Source organism: Thermomonospora umbrina (assembly GCF_003386555.1).
In the GTDB taxonomy this organism is placed as follows: Bacteria; Actinomycetota; Actinomycetes; order Streptosporangiales; family Streptosporangiaceae; genus Thermomonospora; species Thermomonospora umbrina.
In genome coordinates this window covers 1,185,641-1,202,292 of sequence record NZ_QTTT01000001.1, presented here as the reverse complement: position 1 = coordinate 1,202,292, position 16,652 = coordinate 1,185,641, and the positions used below count along the sequence as shown (strand labels likewise).

The window sequence follows — 16,652 nt, the reverse complement described above, 5'->3', positions numbered from 1 at the left end:
CACATGGCACTGCATCGACTGGCCTCCTTCACCATGGGAGTGCCGAACGTCGCCGAGACGGCCGCGTACTACCGCGAGTTCGGCCTCACCGACGAGGGCGACGGCTGGTTCTCCACCGAGGACGGGGGACGGCAGCTCCACATCGTCCCCGCCCCCGCCCGGCGGCTCGTCGAGGTGCGCATCGGGGTCGACGACCCCGACGACCTCGCCGCCGCGGCCGCCCGCCTGCACCGCCTCGACATCCCCGGCGTCCTCGACGGCGGCACCCTCACCGCCATCGACGAGGCCACCGGCGTCCGCGCGGTCCTGGAGGTCCAGCCCCGCCGCGCCCAGCCCGTCGTGGCCCCCACGCCCTACAACGGCCCCGGCCGGTACGAGCGGTCCGGCGGGCGGGCCCCGGGCGTGCTCCGCGAGGGCCGGGTCCGGCCCAAGAAGCTCGGCCACGTCGTGCTCGGCACCACCGACCTGGCGGTCACCCTCGGCTTCTTCCGGGACGGCCTGGGCTTCAAGGTCAGCGACCGCATCAAGGACGCCGCCGCGTTCCTGCGCTGCTCCGTCGACCACCACAACGTGCTGGTGATGAACGCGCCCGTGACGTTCCTGCACCACAGCTCGTGGCAGGTCGACGACATCGACGAGATCGGGCGCGGGGCCGCCGCGATGCTGGAGGACCACCCCGAGCGGCACGTGTGGGGCCTGGGACGGCACCACGCCGGGTCCAACTTCTTCTGGTACCTCAAGGACCCGTCCGGCACCTTCAGCGAGTACTACTCCGACATGGACTGCGTCCCCGAGGACGCCCTGTGGACGCCGGAGACCTTCGAGGGGGCCAAGGGCCTGTTCAACTGGGGGCCGCCGCCCCCGCCGTCCTTCCTGCGGCCCGACGACCTGGCCGCCCTGATGACCGGATCCCACAGTGGCTGACACCGTCCCCGTCCTGATCGCCGGCGGTGGCCCGGTGGGCCTGGCGACCGCGCGGGAGCTGGCCCACCACGGCGTCCGCTGCCTCGTCGTCGAGCCCCGCGAGGAGGTGTCGCTGCTCCGGCCCCGCGCCAAGACGACCTCGGCGCGGACCATGGAGCTGTTCCGCCGCTGGGGCCTGGCCGACGCCGTCCGCGACCGCGCCGCCATGCCCGTCTCCTGGTCGGACGAGGCGGTGTTCACGACGGCACTGCTCGGCCGTGAGATCACCAGGATCGACCGCTGCTTCGGCCTGGAGCTCACCGGCTCCGACCTGGCCGCCGAGCCCGGCCAGCAGGTCCCGCAGCCCCTGGTGGAGCAGGTGCTCCGGGAGGCCGTCGGCGACTCCCTCCTCACCGGTTGGCGGGTGGCGGCCCTGCGGGAGGAGGCCGACGACGTGCGGGTGCTCCTCTCACGCCCGGACGGCGCGTCCCGTGAGGTCCGCGCACGGTACGTCGTCGGCTGCGACGGCGCCCGAGGCGTCACGCGCGAGGCCATCGGGGCGCGCTACGAGGGCCGCGACGACGCCAGGCCCAATTTCAACATCGTGTTCCGCGCGCCCGGCCTGGGCGGACGCGTGCCCCACGGCCCCGCCGTGCACTACTGGGTCCTCAACCCGTCCCGTCCGGGCCTGATCGGCCGGCTGGACCTCGAGGACACCTGGTGGTGCATCGTGCAGGGCGTCGACCGCGCTCAGGGCGAGGCCGACCCGCTGGGGCTGCTCCGCAGCCTGGTGGGGGAGGACATCGACGCCGAGATCCTGTCCACGGACGAGTGGCGGGCGCGGATGCTGCTCGCCGACCGGTACTCCGCCGGGCGCGTCTTCCTCGCCGGGGACGCCGCGCACCAGAACCCCCCGTGGGGCGGCCACGGCTTCAACACGGGCATCGGCGACGCGGTCAACCTCGGCTGGAAGCTCGCCGCCGTGCTCCAGGGCTGGGCCCCGGCCGCGCTGCTGGACACGTACGAGATCGAACGGCGGCCGATCGCCGAGCGGACCATCGCCGAGGCGGCGCGCAACATGGCGATCCTCGCGCCCGAGCTCGCCGATCCGCGCCTGACGGGCACCGACGCCGAGTTCGCCGCCGTCCGGCCGAGCGTGGCGGAGGCCGTGCACCGTGCCAAGGACGGCGAGTTCCACAGCCTCGACCTGGTGCTCGGCTACACCTACCGGGGCTCGCCGATCGTCTCCGAGGACGCGGGGGAGCGGCTGCCGCACCGCCGGCCGGCCCCGGGCGACTCGCTGTACGACCATCTGGGCGTGGGCCTCACCCTGATCGGCGACCAGTCCACGCAGGACGCCAAGGGCCTCGTGGACGCCGCCGCCGAGGAAGGGATCCCGTTGGCCTCCCTGGACGTGCCCGACGCCGGGTTCGTCCTCGTGCGCCCCGATCAGCACGTCGCCTGGCGAGGTGCGCGGATCCGCCGGCCCCGGGAGCTGCTGCGTCGTACGGTGGGGCGTCCGGATCCGGTCGAGGGCTCTGCAGATTGATCCATACCTGCTAGATTTCGTGCATGTCAGGAACCGCATCTCAGGTTTCAGGATCATCACCGGGTTATCGCGGCCGGAACTCCACGGCGGACCGCGCCCTGGACATCCTGCTGCTCTTCGACGACGACACGCTCGTGCTGTCGGCCTCCAAGGTGGCCGAGCACCTCAACGTCGCCCGCTCGACGGCCTACCGGTACCTGCAGAGCCTGACCTCGATGGGCTTCCTGGAGGAGAACAACGGCTCCGGCTTCCGGCTCGGCCCCCGGGTGCTGGAGCTGGCCCGCCTGGCGCGCAAGGGCGTGGGCCTGTCGGACGTGGCCCGCCCGGCGATGCGCGAGCTGGTGGCGGCGACCGGGTTCCCGGTGCTCCTCACCCGCCGCGCGGGCGCGTCCGTCGTGTGCCTCGAACGCGCCGAGGCGGGCCAGGCGCTGCGGCTCTCCTACGAGCGCGGCCAGGTCCTGCCGGTCAACGCCGGGGCCGCCGCCCTCGCCCTGCTGGCCTGGGCGCCGCCCGAGCAGGTCGACGCCGTCCTCGAACGCCCCCTCGAACGCTTCACCGAGGCGACCATCACCGACCCGGCCCGGCTCCGCGAGCGGTTGGCCGCCATCCGCGAGCGCGGCTACGCCGCCACCCGCGGCGAGCGCGACCCCGACGTCCTCGGCGTCGCCGCCCCGGTCCGCAACCACGACGGCGACGTCATCGCCGCGCTCAGCATCGCGGCCCTCTCGCACCGGGTTCCGGACGACCGGATCCCGCAGATCGCCGACGCCGTCCGACACGCCGCGGACCGGCTCTCCGCCCAGGCGGCGCTGCTCGACATCGCCCCCTGACCTCGGGGCCGCACTTCCCCCGCGCCGGGGTGAGATAGCCCACACGCCCTCGCCATGAGGTGACGCCGCTCACTCCGGAGGCCGCCGAGAAGGCGTCCGAAGTCACAGGTCACGGCCACTGCGTGAAGTCGCCGCCGAAACCGGACCCCGTGATCGCGTCGATGAATTACGGCCATTGGATGTGCTAAAACCCGTCCTAGGGTTGCGAGTGCCGCCGACGACGCCGAGCTTGCACGCAGAGAGGATCCTCATGAGCGCGACACAGACTCGGCTTGTCGAACAGGTGGTCGACACGGTGCGCTATCCGCTGGCGGCGCCGCGGGACGCAGGGCTGCGTTCCATCGTCGATCGCGTCCGGCGTGAACTGCGCGAATACGGGTGCAGCGTGCTGCCCGATTTCATCCGGCCCGAACTGACCGAGGCGTTGCGTCGGGAATGCGCGGACATCGCTCCGCAGGCGCATTACGACGTCGAAACCGTCAACGCCTACAACATCGCCGTGGACCCGTCGCTGCCGGACGACCATCCCGGCCGCATCCCCATCCGGCGCGGCAACGCCTTCGTGGCCCGGGACCGCATCCCGGACGACCATCTGATCCAGCGGCTCTACACCAGCGAGGAGTTCCAGCGCTTCGTGGCCGACTGCTTCGGACTGCCCCGCCTGCACGAACTCGCCGATCCGTTGTCCGGACTCTGCCTGAACGTCGTCAACCCGGGGATGGAGCATCCCTGGCATTTCGACACCAACGAGTTCACGGTCAGCATGCTGACGCAGGAGTCGGCGGCCGGCGGCGTTTTCGAATACTGCCCGGGCATCCGGTCCGCCGAGTCGGAGAACTTCGCCGACGTCCGAGCGGTGCTCACCGGAGGGGGCGACCGGTTCATCCGGCGCCTTTCCCTGCGTCCCGGGGATCTGCAACTGTTCAAGGGTCGCTATTCACTGCACCGGGTGAGCCCCGTGGCGGGCGACGTCGCCCGCCACTCGGCGATCTTCGCCTACAGCGAGCGCCCCGGGGTCATCGGAAGCGTCGCACGCACGCGACAGCTCTTCGGCCGGGTCCTGCCCGAGCATCTGGCGGCCGAGGGCCGCGCGGTCAGGGTCGACCAGCTCCTGGACTAAGGGACCCCGCCGTCGATCCATGGCCCACTCCGCCGTCCAGAGAGGGAACGGGACCATGCACACCGACACCACAGGCAAGATCTCGCTCGACCACATCTACACCCAGCCCGACCCGCGCGCCTACTTCGGAACGCTCCGAGAGCTCGACTACCGCATCCCCCAGCTCGCCAAGCCGTCCTTCACCGACCTGATAGCCGAGTACCGGGAGACGCAGCTCACCCCGATCCCCACCGTTCTGGACCTCGGCTGCTCCTACGGCATCAACGCGGCGCTGCTCAAGTGCGACGCCACCATGGACGAGCTGTACGAGCGCTACTGCGGCACCGACGCCGACACCCAGATCCGCAGCTCGCTGCTGGCCCGCGACCGGGCGTACGTGTCGGCCCGCAACCGCCGGGACCGTCCCAAGGTCATGGGCATGGACGTCTCGGAGCCCGCCCTCGCCTACGCCTTGGCGGCGGGGTTCCTCGACGACGCCGTGCACGCCGACCTGGAGGCGGACGACCCCACCGAGCGGCAGCGCGAGCAGCTCGCCGAGGCCGACCTCGTCGTGTCCACGGGCTGCATCGGCTACGTCGGCGCGCGGACCATCACCCGCATCGTCGAGGCGCACGGCGAGCGCAAGCCGTGGATGGCGCACTTCGTCCTGCGGATGTTCCCGTTCGAGCCGGTCGCCGAGAGCCTCGCGGAGGCGGGCTACGAGACCGTCCGGCACGAGGGCGTCTTCAAGCAGCGACGGTTCGCCACGGAGGAGGAGCAGTCGCTCGTCCTGGACACGCTGGCGTCCGTGGGCGTGGACCCGACCGGTCTGGAGACCGACGGCTGGTTCTACGCGCAACTGTACGTTTCCCGCCCGGCGGCGAACACGGAACATCGAGGAGCGAAGTGAACACCCTGCACGAGCCGTCCCCGCGCACCTTCGGCAACGAGCACGCCCTGCCGCGCGTGCCGCTGCCCGCCCTGGAGGAGACCTGCGACAGGTTCCTCGACTGGTGCGCGCCCCTGCTGACCGAGGAGGAGCTGGTGGCGACCCGGGACGAGGTCACCGCGTTCCTCCGCCCGGACGGTCCCGGCCGTAGGCTCCATGCCGCCCTCGCCGAGTACGACTCCCGCGAGGACGTGCACAGTTGGCTGGACACGTTCTGGCCGTACCGCTACCTGGGCCGCCGCGACCGCATCGCCCTCAACGCCAACTTCATCTTCCTGTTCAAGGACGTCGAGCAGAGCCAGACGGAGCGCGCCGCGGGTCTCATCGCCGCGGCCGTCGACTTCAAGCTCCTGCTCGACGAGGAGCGCATCCCGCCGGCCGTTCAGCGGGGCACCGTGCTGTCCATGGAGCAGAACAAGTACCTGTTCTCCGCGACCCGCATCCCCGGCGCCGTACAGGACACCGTCCGCGTCCCCTACACGGAGGAGTGGCCCGGCCCCTCCCCGGCGCGCCACATCATCGTCCTCTACCGCGGCAACATGTTCCGCCTGGACGTCATCGGCCAGGACGGGCGTCCGCACACCCTGGACGACCTTCAGGCCGGGCTGGGCGCCATCATCAAGTCGGGTGCGGCCCGCGCCGACCGGGACACCTCCGTCGGGCACCTCACCACCAAGGCGCGCGCCGAGTGGGCCGCCTCCCGGGAGGCGCTGCTGGCCCTCGACCCGGCCAACGCCGCCGCCCTCGACACCGTCGAGACGGCCCTGTTCTGCATCTGCCTCGAGGACGTCGCCCTTCAGGACGACCTGGCCGCCTGTGACCGGCTCCTGCACGGCGACAGCGGCAACCGCTGGTTCGACAAGGCCGTCTCCCTGATCGTCTTCGAGGACGGCCGGGCGGGCATCAACGTGGAGCACTGCGGGCTGGACGGCACCACGATCCTCAGCTTCGTGGACGCCCTGCTGGACACCTCGGCGGAGGAGCACTCCGCGCGGTCCGGGGCCGTGTCCCAGGGCCTGCCGGCGGTGGAGGCGGTCGAGTTCGTCCTCGACGACGCGCTGCGCGCCGACGTGGCCGCCGCCGCCGACGCGTTCGCCGCCTACGCGGAGGCCACCGCCTCCACCATCGTCTCCTTCGACGACTTCGGCGGGAACACGGCCAAGCAGCTCAAGACCTCGCCCGACGCGTTCGTCCAGATGGCGTACCAGCTCGCCCACAAGCGCGCCAAGGGCATCACGGGCGCGACGTACGAGTCCATCGCCACCCGCCAGTACCGCCACGGCCGCACCGAGGCGATGCGCGTGGTGACCCCCGAGGCGCTCGCGTTCGTCGCCGCGATGGAGGACCCGGGCGCGGACCCAGGGGCCCGCCGCGCCGCCTTCCGCGCCGCCGCCGAGGCGCACGTGCGGCGCGCCAAGGAGTGCCAGTCCGGTCAGGCCCCCGAGCAGCACCTCTGGGAGCTCCAGCTCATCGCCAAGCGCCGCGGCGAGGAGCTGGGGGTGACCGAGCCCCTGCCGCTGTACGAGTCTCCGGGCTGGGTCATCATGCGCGACGACTACCTCAGCACCAGCTCCGCCCCGTCGAAGAACATCCAGTACTTCGGCTTCGGCTCCACCAGCGAGCAGTGCATCGGCGTCGCGTACGTCCTGCTGCCCGACCGGTTCAACGTGTACCTCAGCACGCCCCGACCCGTGGCCGACGCGATGCACACCTTCGCCGGGCATCTCCGCGACACGGTGCGCGAGTTGCGGGAGCTGCTGGCCGCCGAGTGATCATGGGCCCGGCCGGCCCGTCGCGGCGGGCCGGGCCCTCGACCTGCCCTTCTGTCGGTGGCGCCCGGCAGAATGAGCCCATGACCGATTCGCCCGCGTTCACCGAGATCGGCGACCAGGCCGCGTACGCCGACGCCGTCACCACCGCCGTGCAGGCCGCCGCGGCCTACTACGGAGACGGCGACTCCGCCCTCGACGACGACGCCTTCGACCGGTTGGTCCGCGGCATCGCCGACTACGAGTCCCGCCATCCCGATCACGTCCTGCCCGACTCGCCGACCGGGAAGGTCGCCGGGGGCGCGGTCGTCGGCGACGTGCCGCACACCGTGCCCATGCTGAGCCTGGACAACGTGTTCTCCGCCGAGGGGCTGTCGACGTGGGCCGCGGGGCTGGAGCGCCGGCTCGGGCGGCCGGTGGAGGCGTGGAGCGTGGAGCCCAAGCTCGACGGGTTGGCGATCTCGGCGCGCTACCGCGACGGTCGGCTGGTCCGGTTGGTCACGCGCGGCGACGGCACGGCGGGCGAGGACGTCTCGCACGGCATCGACATGATCCTCGGGCTGCCCGAGCGGTTGGCCGAGCCGGTCACGGTGGAGGTCCGCGGCGAGGTCCTGATGACCCACGCCCAGTTCGAGGCCGCCAACACCGCCCGCACCGGGGCCGGGGGAGCGGCCTTCGCCAACCCGCGCAGCGCCGCCGCCGGCTCGCTGCGCGCCAAGGATCGGCCCTACCGGGTCGAGATGACCTTCTTCGGCTACGGAGCGCTGCCGATGGACGGCACCGAGCCGGGCCTGGCGCAGCGCCTGCGGGAGCTGCCGCACTCCGGCGTGATGGAGGCGGTCGCCGCCCTCGGCGTCCAGACCAGCGCCGCCACCCCGGCGGGCACCGCCGTCTGCGCCACCGTCGTCGAGGTGCAGGAGCACGTCGATCGCATCGCCGGCCTGCGCGGCGAGCTGGAGTTCGGCATCGACGGCATCGTCGTCAAGGCCGACCTCGCCGCCGACCAGGAGGCGGCGGGCCTGTCCTCGCGCGCGCCCCGCTGGGCGATCGCCTACAAGCTCCCCGCCACCGAGAAGATCACCCGCCTGGTCGCCGTCGAGTGGAACGTGGGCCGCACCGGCGTCATCGCCCCTCGCGGCGTGCTGGAGCCCGTCGAGGTCGACGGGTCGGTCATCACGTACGCGACGCTGCACAACGCCGCCGACATCGCCCGCCGCGACCTGCGCATCGGCGACCACGTCACCGTCTACAAGGCCGGCGACGTGATCCCCCGCGTCGAGGCCCCCGTCGTCCACCTGCGCACCGGCGACGAGACCCCCATCCCCATCCCGGAGCGGTGCCCCCGCTGCGACGACGAGATCGACGCCTCCCAGCAGCGCTGGCGCTGCGCCAAGGGCCGCGCCTGCCACGCGGTCGCCTCCGTCCGCTACGCGGTGGGCCGCGACCAGCTCGACATCGAGGGCCTCGGGGAGAACCGCATCGACCAGCTCGTCGAGGCGGGCCTGATCGCCGACTTCGCCGACCTGTTCTTCCTCACCCGCGAGCAGATCCTCGACCTGGACCGGATGGGCGAGGTCAGCACCGACAACCTCCTCGCCGCGATCGCCGCCGCCCGCGCCAAGCCCCTCAACAAGGTCTTCTGCGCCCTGGGCGTCCGGGGCACGGGCCGCTCCATGTCCCGCCGCATCGCCCGCCATTTCGTCACGATGGACGCCATCCGCGCCGCCGACGCCGAGTCCTTCCAGGAGGTCGACGGCGTCGGCCCCGAACGCGCCACCGTCCTGGTCGGCGAGATCGCCGAGCTGGCCCCGCTCATCGACAAGCTGGTGACCGCCGGCGTCACCATGACCGAGCCCGGCGTCCCCCTGCCGACCCCCGCCGACGCCGACGCGTCCGCCGGCACGACCGTCGCCGTCGAGCTCCCGCTGGCCGGCATGTCCGTCGTCGTCACCGGCGCGATGACCGGCCCGCTCGCCGAGCTCAGCCGCAACGAGATGAACGAGCTGATCGAACGCGCCGGCGGCAGGGCGTCGTCCTCGGTGTCCGCCCGCACGAGCCTTCTCGTCGCGGGCGAGAAGGCCGGGTCGAAGAGGGCGAAGGCCGAAAAGGCCGGCGTACGGATCACCACCCCGGAGGAGTTCGCCACCCTCGTGTCCGCGTTCGTCTGACCTCGTCCGCGTGCGCGTCGGACCGGAGGCCGTGCGCCGGGCTTGGGGTTGAACGTGCAGGTGAGAGGGCATCTTTTCGGCACATTGAGTCGCATGGGCCCTCTCGTCTCCGGGCGGGAGGGCGGGGTCGAAGACAACCAGGGCCGTGAAGTCCGGTGTCCGGAGGCGTGCGCCGATCCGGTCTCCGCATTTCTGTGAGTTCGGGACTGACCTGGGTTGATTCGTCCTGTTTGTTAGTCCAATGGTCGGATTCTGTATCGGGCCGCCTCATATGCGGGTCCCTTGCCCCCGGAAGGCTCCTGGCGCACTGCTCGTCCCTTCTGGAGGTCATCCATGCTGCGCCGAGCCCTCCGCAGGCTCACCCTGGCCGCCGGGGCCGCGATCACGACGGCCGTCACGATCGCCGCTCCGGCCGGCGCCTCGCCCGCCGCCCTGTCCCCGGCCCCGCCGACCGACCCGGTCCCCGGCCACCTGCGGCACGCCCTGGCCCACCCGCCCGGCCACCCGACCGGCTGGGCGCACGGCCTGGTCATCGGCGGCGACCAGGGCGGGGACCGGATCGTCGTCATGGACTCCCGCCGCCGCGACTGGACGCAGGGCGTCGACCCGCGCGCCCAGGTGTGGTCGTGGGCCCCGACCGCCGACAACGGCTACGCCGACGCCGTTCCCGGCTGGGGCGCGGTCTCCGACGTCCGGGTCCGCACCGCCGGCCGCAGGACGTTCGTCCTCACCGGCGACTCCTGGGGCTTCATCGGCGCCGTCGAGTACCCGTCCGGCCGCCGCCTGTGGGCCGTCAACGCGGGCCGGGCCGGCAACGTCCACGCCGCCGAACTCCTGCCGGACGGCAACGTCGCCGCCGCAGCGAGCACCGGCGGCTGGATCCGCGTCTACGCCGCCTCCCAGGGCCCGACCGCCACCGCGTACACCGAGTTCCGCCTCAAGGGCGGCCACGGCGTCCTGTGGGACCCGCGCCGCGAGGTCCTCTGGGCCATCGGCGACGACCACCTCGTGGCCCTCCGCGTCGGCGGCACCCCGAGCGCCCCGACCCTCACCGAGGTGTACCGCGAGGACCTGCCCAGCCACGGCGGCCACGACCTCGCCCCCGTCCAGTCCGACCGCGACCGCCTGTGGATCACCACCAACACCGGCGTCTACCAGTACGACAAGACCACCGGCGACTTCACCACCGACTTCCGCCACACCGACAGCGTCGCGGAGACCCCCCTCGTCAAGGCCATCGGCGACCACCCCGCCACCGGCCAACTCCTCCTGACCCGCCCCAAGCAGGGCTGCGCCACCACCTGGTGCACCGACACCGCCGAGTTCTTCGGCCAAGGCCCCATGAACGCCACCCGCACCCTGCCCACCGCCCAGTTCTACAAGGCCCGCTGGTTCGCCCCCACCTACCAGTGACCCCCCGCAGCGTCCCGGCTCCACCTGCCGGCATGCCGGACGCCGTGCAGCCGTGAGACCCGCACGTCAAGGGCCCGCTGCCAGTCATGCTCGCGGCCCGGGGTGAGGGCTCCCCGCCGGTCCTCACCCCGGGCCGGTGGCGGGGTCAGGGGGCGGGGAGTTCCCGGGCCAGCCTGGAGGTCCAGGGGCACCAGAGCAGGCCGGGCAGGAAGGGGCCGCCGGCCTCGTCGAGGTGGTCCTCGACGTAGGGGATCGTGGCGTCGCAGACCTCGATGGCGTAATCGAAGAAGCCGATCGTGGTCGGGTCGTAGTGGTAGCTCCAGCGGGGGTTGTACGAGGCCGTGCGCTTGACGATGCGGCCGAAGACGTGGGGTCGCTCGGTGGTCGTGCCGTCCAGGAGGGCCCGGGCGTGGGCGATCTGGAGGGGGTCGGTCAGCTTGAGGACGAAGGTGTGGGTCGTGATGTCGGTGACCTCGAAGTACGCCTCCTCGGCGTCGTGATCGGCCCGGGCGGGCTGGACGCCGACGATGACGAGCGTCGCGACCACCGCCAGGACGCAGGCCCTGATGCCGGTCATGAGGGTGATACCTCGCATGAAATACCTCCGGTACGTTCCCGGGCTCACGGTGCGGATCCGCGCCACCCCGGGCAAGACGAAGAACTCACCCAGAGTGTTAACAAGTTCGCGCAAAGTGTCGGCACCGTGAGTTCCGTCGACCGGGACGCGGGCCGTCGAGCGACCTAACAGACGGAGATGTCTCCCCGCAGCGCGGAAGACCGCCCGGTTCCGCTGAGCCGAACGGAGGCGGGCGTCCGCGACGTGGGGGAGTGACGATGGGTGTCACTGAGCCACGGGCGCGGACGTGGCGGCTCCCGGCGGGAGGGTGACCGATGGCGGACGGCGGCCGGGAAGTGGCGGTCTTCGGCGCGGGGATCGCGGGTCTGTCTGCGGCGTTGGAGTTGGCCGAACGAGGGTTCCGCGTGACCGTGTACGAGCGGAAGGCGCTGGGCGGCAAGTCCCGCAGTTTCGGGGTGCCCGGGTCGGCGACGGGCGGAAGGGCGGAATTGCCCGCCGAGCACGGTTTCCGGTTCTTTCCCGGGTTCTACCGGAATCTGCCCGACACCATGCGCCGCATCCCGTTCCCGGGGAACACCCGCGGGACCTGGGACAATCTGGTCCGCGCCGCGACCTATCTGGGCTCCCGTTCGGGCGGCCGGCACGATCTGACGGTGGCGTTCCCGTTCCCGCCGCCCCCGCGGCCTTTTCCGTACTCGCCCGAGTCGCTCATCGCCACCATCATCAGCGCCCTGCAGACGACCATGCGGCTTCCTTTCGACGAGGCCGCGTTCTTCGCCCGTAAGAGCGCCGTCTATGTCACCAGTTCCGACGAACGCCGCCTCGGGCAATGGGACAACGTCACCTGGAGCGAGTTCGTCCAGGCGGATCGCATGTCGGCGGAGTATCGGGCGTTCCTCGCGGACGGGGCCGTTCGCCACTTCACGGCGATGAAGTCCGCCGAGGCCAGCACCCATTCCGTGGGCCTGGTCGCGGAGGCGATCCTGTGGAGCATCCTCGGCTTCGGCAACGAGCCCGGCGGGTCGCCGGATCGGCTGCTGAACGGGTCCACGAACGAAATGCTCCTCGACCCCTGGATCGCCCATCTGCGTTCTCTCGGCGTGACCTTCGGCGAGGGCTGGACGCTCACGAGGCTGGTCCCGCGCGGCGGGCGGATCGCGGAGGCGGTGGTCCACGACCCGGCGGGCCGGGCGCACGGCGTCCGGGCGGACTGGTTCGTGTGCGCCGTTCCGGTGGAGCGTTTCGTGCCCTTGCTCGACCCCGATCTGCTGGCCGCCGATCCGTCGCTGGCGAGCACCCGTTCACTGAGGACCGACTGGATGAACGGCCTGGTGTTCTTCCTGAAGGAGAAGGTCCCCCTCACACCGGGTCATGTGAACTACGTGGACTCCGGATGGGCCGTCACGTCCATCAGTCAGGCCCAGTTCTGGCGGCGCGACTTCGCCTCGTACGGCGACGGAACGGTCCGGGACTGTCTGTCGACCATCATCTCCGACTGGTCCGCCCTCGGGGATCACGACCGCAGGCGCGCCCGGGACTGCACCCCGGAGGAGATCGCCGCCGAGACCTGGGCGCAGCTCAAGGCCCACCTCAACGACACCGGCCGGGCCCGGCTCACCGACGCGATGCTCCACTCCTGGTACCTGGACCCGGCGATCACGGGCTCCGGCACCCCGGAGGTGGCCAACGACGAGCCCCTGTTCGTCCAGCACCCCGGCTCCTGGAAGGCGAGGCCCGCGTCCGTCACCGCGATCCCGAACCTGTTCCTGGCCGGCGACTGGGTCAGGACGCACATCAACGTCACGACCATGGAGGGCGCGAACGAGGGGGCCCGCCGGGCCGTCAACGGACTCCTGGACGCCGCCGGCTCCGCCGAGCCGCGCTGCACCGTTCAGGGCCTCTGGGCGCCGCCCGCCTTCGACCATCTCAAGCGGCTCGACCGCGACCGTTTTCGGCGCGGCCTGCCGCACCTCCTCGACATCGAGATCCCCCTGTGGCCCTGACCGCCGACCTCGGACGGCCAGGGCCGAGGGATGCCTCACTTGCCGATGAAGCCCTTGCTCTTCAGCCAGTCACCGGCGACGTCCTCGGGCTGCTCACCGTCGATGTCGACGGCGCTGTTCAGGTCCTGGAGCACCGGGTCGGTCAGCGCGCGGGCGATCGGGTCGATCAGCTTCGACAGCGTGGAGTGCTTCTGGAACACCGAGTCCCGCACGGTCAGCGCCGGGTTGTAGATCGGGAAGAACCGCTTGTCGTCGGCGAGGATCGTCAGCCCGAGGCCCTTGACCCGCCCGTCGGTGGTGGTGACCATCCCGAAGTTGCACGGCTTGGCCTTGGCGACGCTGTTGTAGATCGCGCCCTCGGCCAGCGACGCCAGCCCCGACTTGGGGACCTTGAAGCCGTACGCCTTCTCCATGCCGGGCAGCCCGTCGCTGCGCCCGGCGAACTCGCTGGCCACGCACATCGACGCCTTGCCCGGGTCGGTGCTCACCAGCCGGGCGTAGTCGGACAGGCTGGCGACCTTGAGCCGCTGGGCCGTCTCGGTCTTCACGCCGATCGCGTACGTGTTGTTGGCGGGCGCGGCGGCGAGCCACTTGACCTTGTTGGCGGTCAGGTCCTCCTGCGCGACGGTCTGGTAGAGCCGGGCCGGGTCGTCGATCGGCTCGGTCTTCTTGAGGAAGTTGATCCAGGCCGTGCCGGTGTACTCCCAGTACATGTCGATGCTGCCGGAGGTCAGCGCGGCGCGGGTGGTGTTGCTGCCCTGCAGGCCGCACTTCTCCTTGACCTCGGCGCCCGCCGAGCGCAGGGCGAGGGCGGTGATCTGACAGAGGAGGAGCTGCTCGGTGAACTCCTTGGACCCGACGGTGAGGGTGACGCCGTCGAGTGAGACGCCCTTGGCGAGGCTGCCGGGCTCGGCGCTGGTGCTGCCCGAGCTGAAGCAGCCGGCGGTCGCGCCCAGGGCGGCGACCGCGAGGGTGGCGGCGAAGGTGCGGGAGAGCCGATTCATGACGTTCTCCTTAGGTGGGCGGGGTCAGAGACCACGCGGGCGCAGGCGGCGTTCGACGAGACCGACGAGCCAGTCGCTGGCCATGGCGAGGACGGCGGTCAGGACGGAACCGGTGAGCAGGATGGGGGTCCGGTTGAGGGCGATGCCGGTGTTGATGAGGTCGCCGAGGCCGCCGGCGTTGGTGAAGGCGGCCAGCGTCGCGCTCCCGACGTTGAGGATGACGGCGATCCGGACGCTGGCCAGGATCACCGGAACGGCCAGGGGCAGTTCGACGCGGAACAGCACGGCCGTCTTGGACAGCCCCATGCCCCGGCCCGCGTCGATGAGCGAGCGGTCCACGCCGTCCAGACCGATCATGGTGTTGCGCAGCACCGGCAGCGCCGACACGAGCACCAGCGCGATGATCGCGTTGCGGAACCCGACGCCGACGATGACCGCCAACAGCACCAGCACCCCGATGGACGGGATCGCCTGGCCCACGTTGGCCATCGCGAGGAACGGCGGGGACGCCCGCCGCAGCCGGGGCCGGGTGAGGAGCACGCCGAGCGGGATCCCGATCGCGAGGACCAGCGCGGTCGACACGGCGACGAGCTGGACGTGCTCGATCAGCCGCTGGGTGATGATCTCCCGGTTGATGGCCCGGCGCTCGATGGTGTCGAGGTCGCGTCCGCGCAGGTAGAGCCACAGCGCGCCACAGGCCGCCGCGAGCAGCGCCGGCGTCACGAGGACCCCGAGGATGGAGCGCCGAAGCCCTTCGTCCGCCCCCCGCTGAGGGAGCGCCTCGGTCACGGTCATCGCGCCTCGCCGGCCAGGGGGGCCTCACGGATGAGGGCGGACCACGAGAGCGTTCCCACCGGTCGTCCGTCCTCGTCGACGACGACCGCCTCCTCGTCGCGGGCCCGCAGCATCGCGTCGACGGCCTCGTACACGCTCTGGTCGGCGCGGACGACGACGGTCGCGCGTTCCGACGACTCCAGCCACCGCAGCGCGCGGCCGTCGCCGTCGACGAGCACCGCCCGCCCGGGTACGGGGTCGGCCGGGTCGCGAACGACCTCCACCGGCCCCAGCGGCAGGGCGCCGACCGTCTCCAGGCGCAGCCGGCGGATCGCGGCGCCCGACCCGATGAACGAGGCGACGAACTCGTCGGCGGGCTCGGCCAGGATCGCGGACGGCGTGTCGTACTGCCTCACCCGGGCCTCCTCGCCCAGGATCGCGATGCGGTCGCCGAGCTTGACGGCCTCGGTGAGGTCATGGGTGACCAGCACGATCGTCTTGCGGATCTGGGCCTGCAGGTCCAGGAACGCGTCCTGGAGCCGTTCCCGCGTGATGGGGTCGATCGCGCCGAACGGCTCGTCCATCAGCATCGCCGGAGGGTCGGCCGCCAGCGCGCGGGCCACCCCGACCCGCTGCTGCTGCCCGCCGGACAGCTCCTTGGGGTAGCGGCGGCGGTACGCGGCGGGGTCCAGACCGACCAGCTCGAGCAGCTCGTCGACCCGGGTCCGGATGCGCTTCTTGTCCCATCCCAGGGTGCGGGGGATGAGGCCGATGTTGTCGGCGATCGTCATGTGGGGGAACAGCCCCACCTGCTGGATGACGTACCCGATGCGGCGACGCAGTTGGTCGGGGTCGACGCGGGTGACGTCCTCGCCGTCGAGGAAGATGCGCCCGGAGGTGGGCTCGATCAGCCGGTTGATCAGTCGGAGCGTGGTGGTCTTGCCGCAGCCCGAGGGGCCGAGGAGCACCACGATCTCGCCGTCGCGGACGTCCAGCGACAGCTCCGACACCGCGGCCTTGGCCTGCCCCGGATAGCGCTTGCTGACACCGTCGAGCCGGATCATGGAACGCTCGGTCATCGCAGCCCCCGGGAGACGGTGAGGCGGGACAGCAGGACGAACATCAGGTCGAGGGCCAGGGCCAGCAGCGCGACGCCGAGGGTCCCGGCGAGCGCGTCGTTGAGGGCGTTGGCCCCGCCGAGGCGGGCCAGCCCCTGGAAGATCAGCTCGCCCAGTCCCGGCCCGTTGACGGCGGCGGCGATCGCGGCGATGGCGACCGTCATGATCGTGGAGATCCGCACGCCGGTGAGGACCACCGGCCAGGCCAGCGGCAGCCGGATCCTGGCCAACCGGCCCATCCGGCTCATCCCCATGCCGCGCGCCGCCTCCTCGACCGCGCGGGGCACCTGGGCCAGCCCGGTGATGGTGTTGCGCAGGATCGGGAAGATCGCGTACAGCACGAGGGCCACCACTGCGGGGGTCACGCCCAGCCCGAACAGCGGGATGAGCAGCCCGAACAGGGCGAGCGAGGGAATGGTGAGCATCGTCCCGGCGACGGCGAGCGCCACCCGACCGGCCCGTGGCCGGCTTTCGAGCAGGGCCCCCGTCCCCACCC

14 protein-coding genes are annotated in these 16,652 nt (G+C 71.8%); 9 read left to right on the top strand and 5 right to left on the bottom strand.

The window, feature by feature from the left end; translation table 11 throughout:
• Positions 1-3 precede the first annotated feature (3 nt).
• The 8 genes from DFJ69_RS05195 to DFJ69_RS05160 all read left to right on the top strand — a co-directional run bounded on the left by DFJ69_RS05195 (position 4) and on the right by DFJ69_RS05160 (position 10,680).
• Positions 4-924 carry a VOC family protein gene (locus DFJ69_RS05195; RefSeq protein ID WP_116021417.1) on the top strand — a complete coding sequence of 307 codons (921 nt, stop codon included), beginning with the start codon at positions 4-6 and terminating at the stop codon, positions 922-924.
• Positions 917-2,452, top strand: a complete 1,536-nt coding sequence (locus tag DFJ69_RS05190) for an FAD-dependent monooxygenase (protein WP_116021416.1) — start codon at positions 917-919, stop codon at positions 2,450-2,452. Before DFJ69_RS05195 ends, DFJ69_RS05190 begins: the two co-directional genes overlap by 8 nt.
• 23 nt (positions 2,453-2,475) lie before the next feature.
• Positions 2,476-3,282 (top strand): IclR family transcriptional regulator, encoded by an 807-nt coding sequence (locus DFJ69_RS36085; protein WP_116021415.1) that lies wholly within the window; start codon positions 2,476-2,478, stop codon positions 3,280-3,282.
• Positions 3,283-3,532: 250 nt separating this feature from the next.
• On the top strand, positions 3,533-4,402 hold the full coding sequence (locus DFJ69_RS05180) for a HalD/BesD family halogenase (RefSeq protein ID WP_116021414.1): 870 nt from the start codon (positions 3,533-3,535) through the stop codon (positions 4,400-4,402).
• A 55-nt stretch (positions 4,403-4,457) separates the two neighbouring features.
• A complete protein-coding gene (locus DFJ69_RS05175) occupies positions 4,458-5,291 on the top strand; it encodes a class I SAM-dependent methyltransferase (RefSeq protein WP_116021413.1) in 834 nt (277 codons plus the stop codon).
• Complete coding sequence (locus tag DFJ69_RS05170; RefSeq protein ID WP_245974033.1) at positions 5,288-7,102, top strand: choline/carnitine O-acyltransferase; 1,815 nt, start codon at positions 5,288-5,290, stop codon at positions 7,100-7,102. Before DFJ69_RS05175 ends, DFJ69_RS05170 begins: the two co-directional genes overlap by 4 nt.
• Before the next feature lie 80 nt (positions 7,103-7,182).
• Positions 7,183-9,267: an NAD-dependent DNA ligase LigA gene (ligA, locus tag DFJ69_RS05165; RefSeq protein WP_116021412.1), complete on the top strand. Its 2,085-nt coding sequence runs from the start codon at positions 7,183-7,185 to the stop codon at positions 9,265-9,267.
• Between the two features lie 333 nt (positions 9,268-9,600).
• A complete protein-coding gene (locus DFJ69_RS05160; protein ID WP_116021411.1) occupies positions 9,601-10,680 on the top strand; it encodes a DUF6528 family protein in 1,080 nt (359 codons plus the stop codon).
• A 145-nt stretch (positions 10,681-10,825) separates the two neighbouring features.
• Here DFJ69_RS05160 and DFJ69_RS05155 read toward each other — a convergent pair whose 3' ends face one another.
• On the bottom strand, positions 10,826-11,257 hold the full coding sequence (locus DFJ69_RS05155; protein WP_211328515.1) for a BP74-related protein: 432 nt from the start codon (positions 11,255-11,257) through the stop codon (positions 10,826-10,828).
• Between the two features lie 314 nt (positions 11,258-11,571).
• Between DFJ69_RS05155 and DFJ69_RS05150 the strand changes: the two genes are divergently transcribed.
• Positions 11,572-13,260 carry a hydroxysqualene dehydroxylase gene (locus tag DFJ69_RS05150; RefSeq protein WP_116021409.1) on the top strand — a complete coding sequence of 563 codons (1,689 nt, stop codon included), beginning with the start codon at positions 11,572-11,574 and terminating at the stop codon, positions 13,258-13,260.
• Positions 13,261-13,295: 35 nt separating this feature from the next.
• Here the strand turns inward: DFJ69_RS05150 and DFJ69_RS05145 are convergent, their stop codons facing one another.
• From DFJ69_RS05145 to DFJ69_RS05130, 4 genes are read right to left on the bottom strand one after another with little or no spacing between them, the layout of a single operon-like run.
• Positions 13,296-14,264 carry a glycine betaine ABC transporter substrate-binding protein gene (locus DFJ69_RS05145; RefSeq protein WP_116021408.1) on the bottom strand — a complete coding sequence of 323 codons (969 nt, stop codon included), beginning with the start codon at positions 14,262-14,264 and terminating at the stop codon, positions 13,296-13,298.
• A 24-nt stretch (positions 14,265-14,288) separates the two neighbouring features.
• Complete coding sequence (locus tag DFJ69_RS05140; protein WP_116021407.1) at positions 14,289-15,059, bottom strand: ABC transporter permease; 771 nt, start codon at positions 15,057-15,059, stop codon at positions 14,289-14,291.
• The gene (locus tag DFJ69_RS05135; protein ID WP_245974031.1) at positions 15,056-16,117 is read right to left on the bottom strand and encodes an ABC transporter ATP-binding protein; all 1,062 of its coding nucleotides are present in this window, start codon (positions 16,115-16,117) and stop codon (positions 15,056-15,058) included. Before DFJ69_RS05135 ends, DFJ69_RS05140 begins: the two co-directional genes overlap by 4 nt.
• Entirely contained in the window at positions 16,114-16,650 is a 537-nt protein-coding gene (locus DFJ69_RS05130) for an ABC transporter permease (RefSeq protein ID WP_245974029.1), read from the bottom strand. Before DFJ69_RS05130 ends, DFJ69_RS05135 begins: the two co-directional genes overlap by 4 nt.
• Positions 16,651-16,652 lie beyond the last annotated feature (2 nt).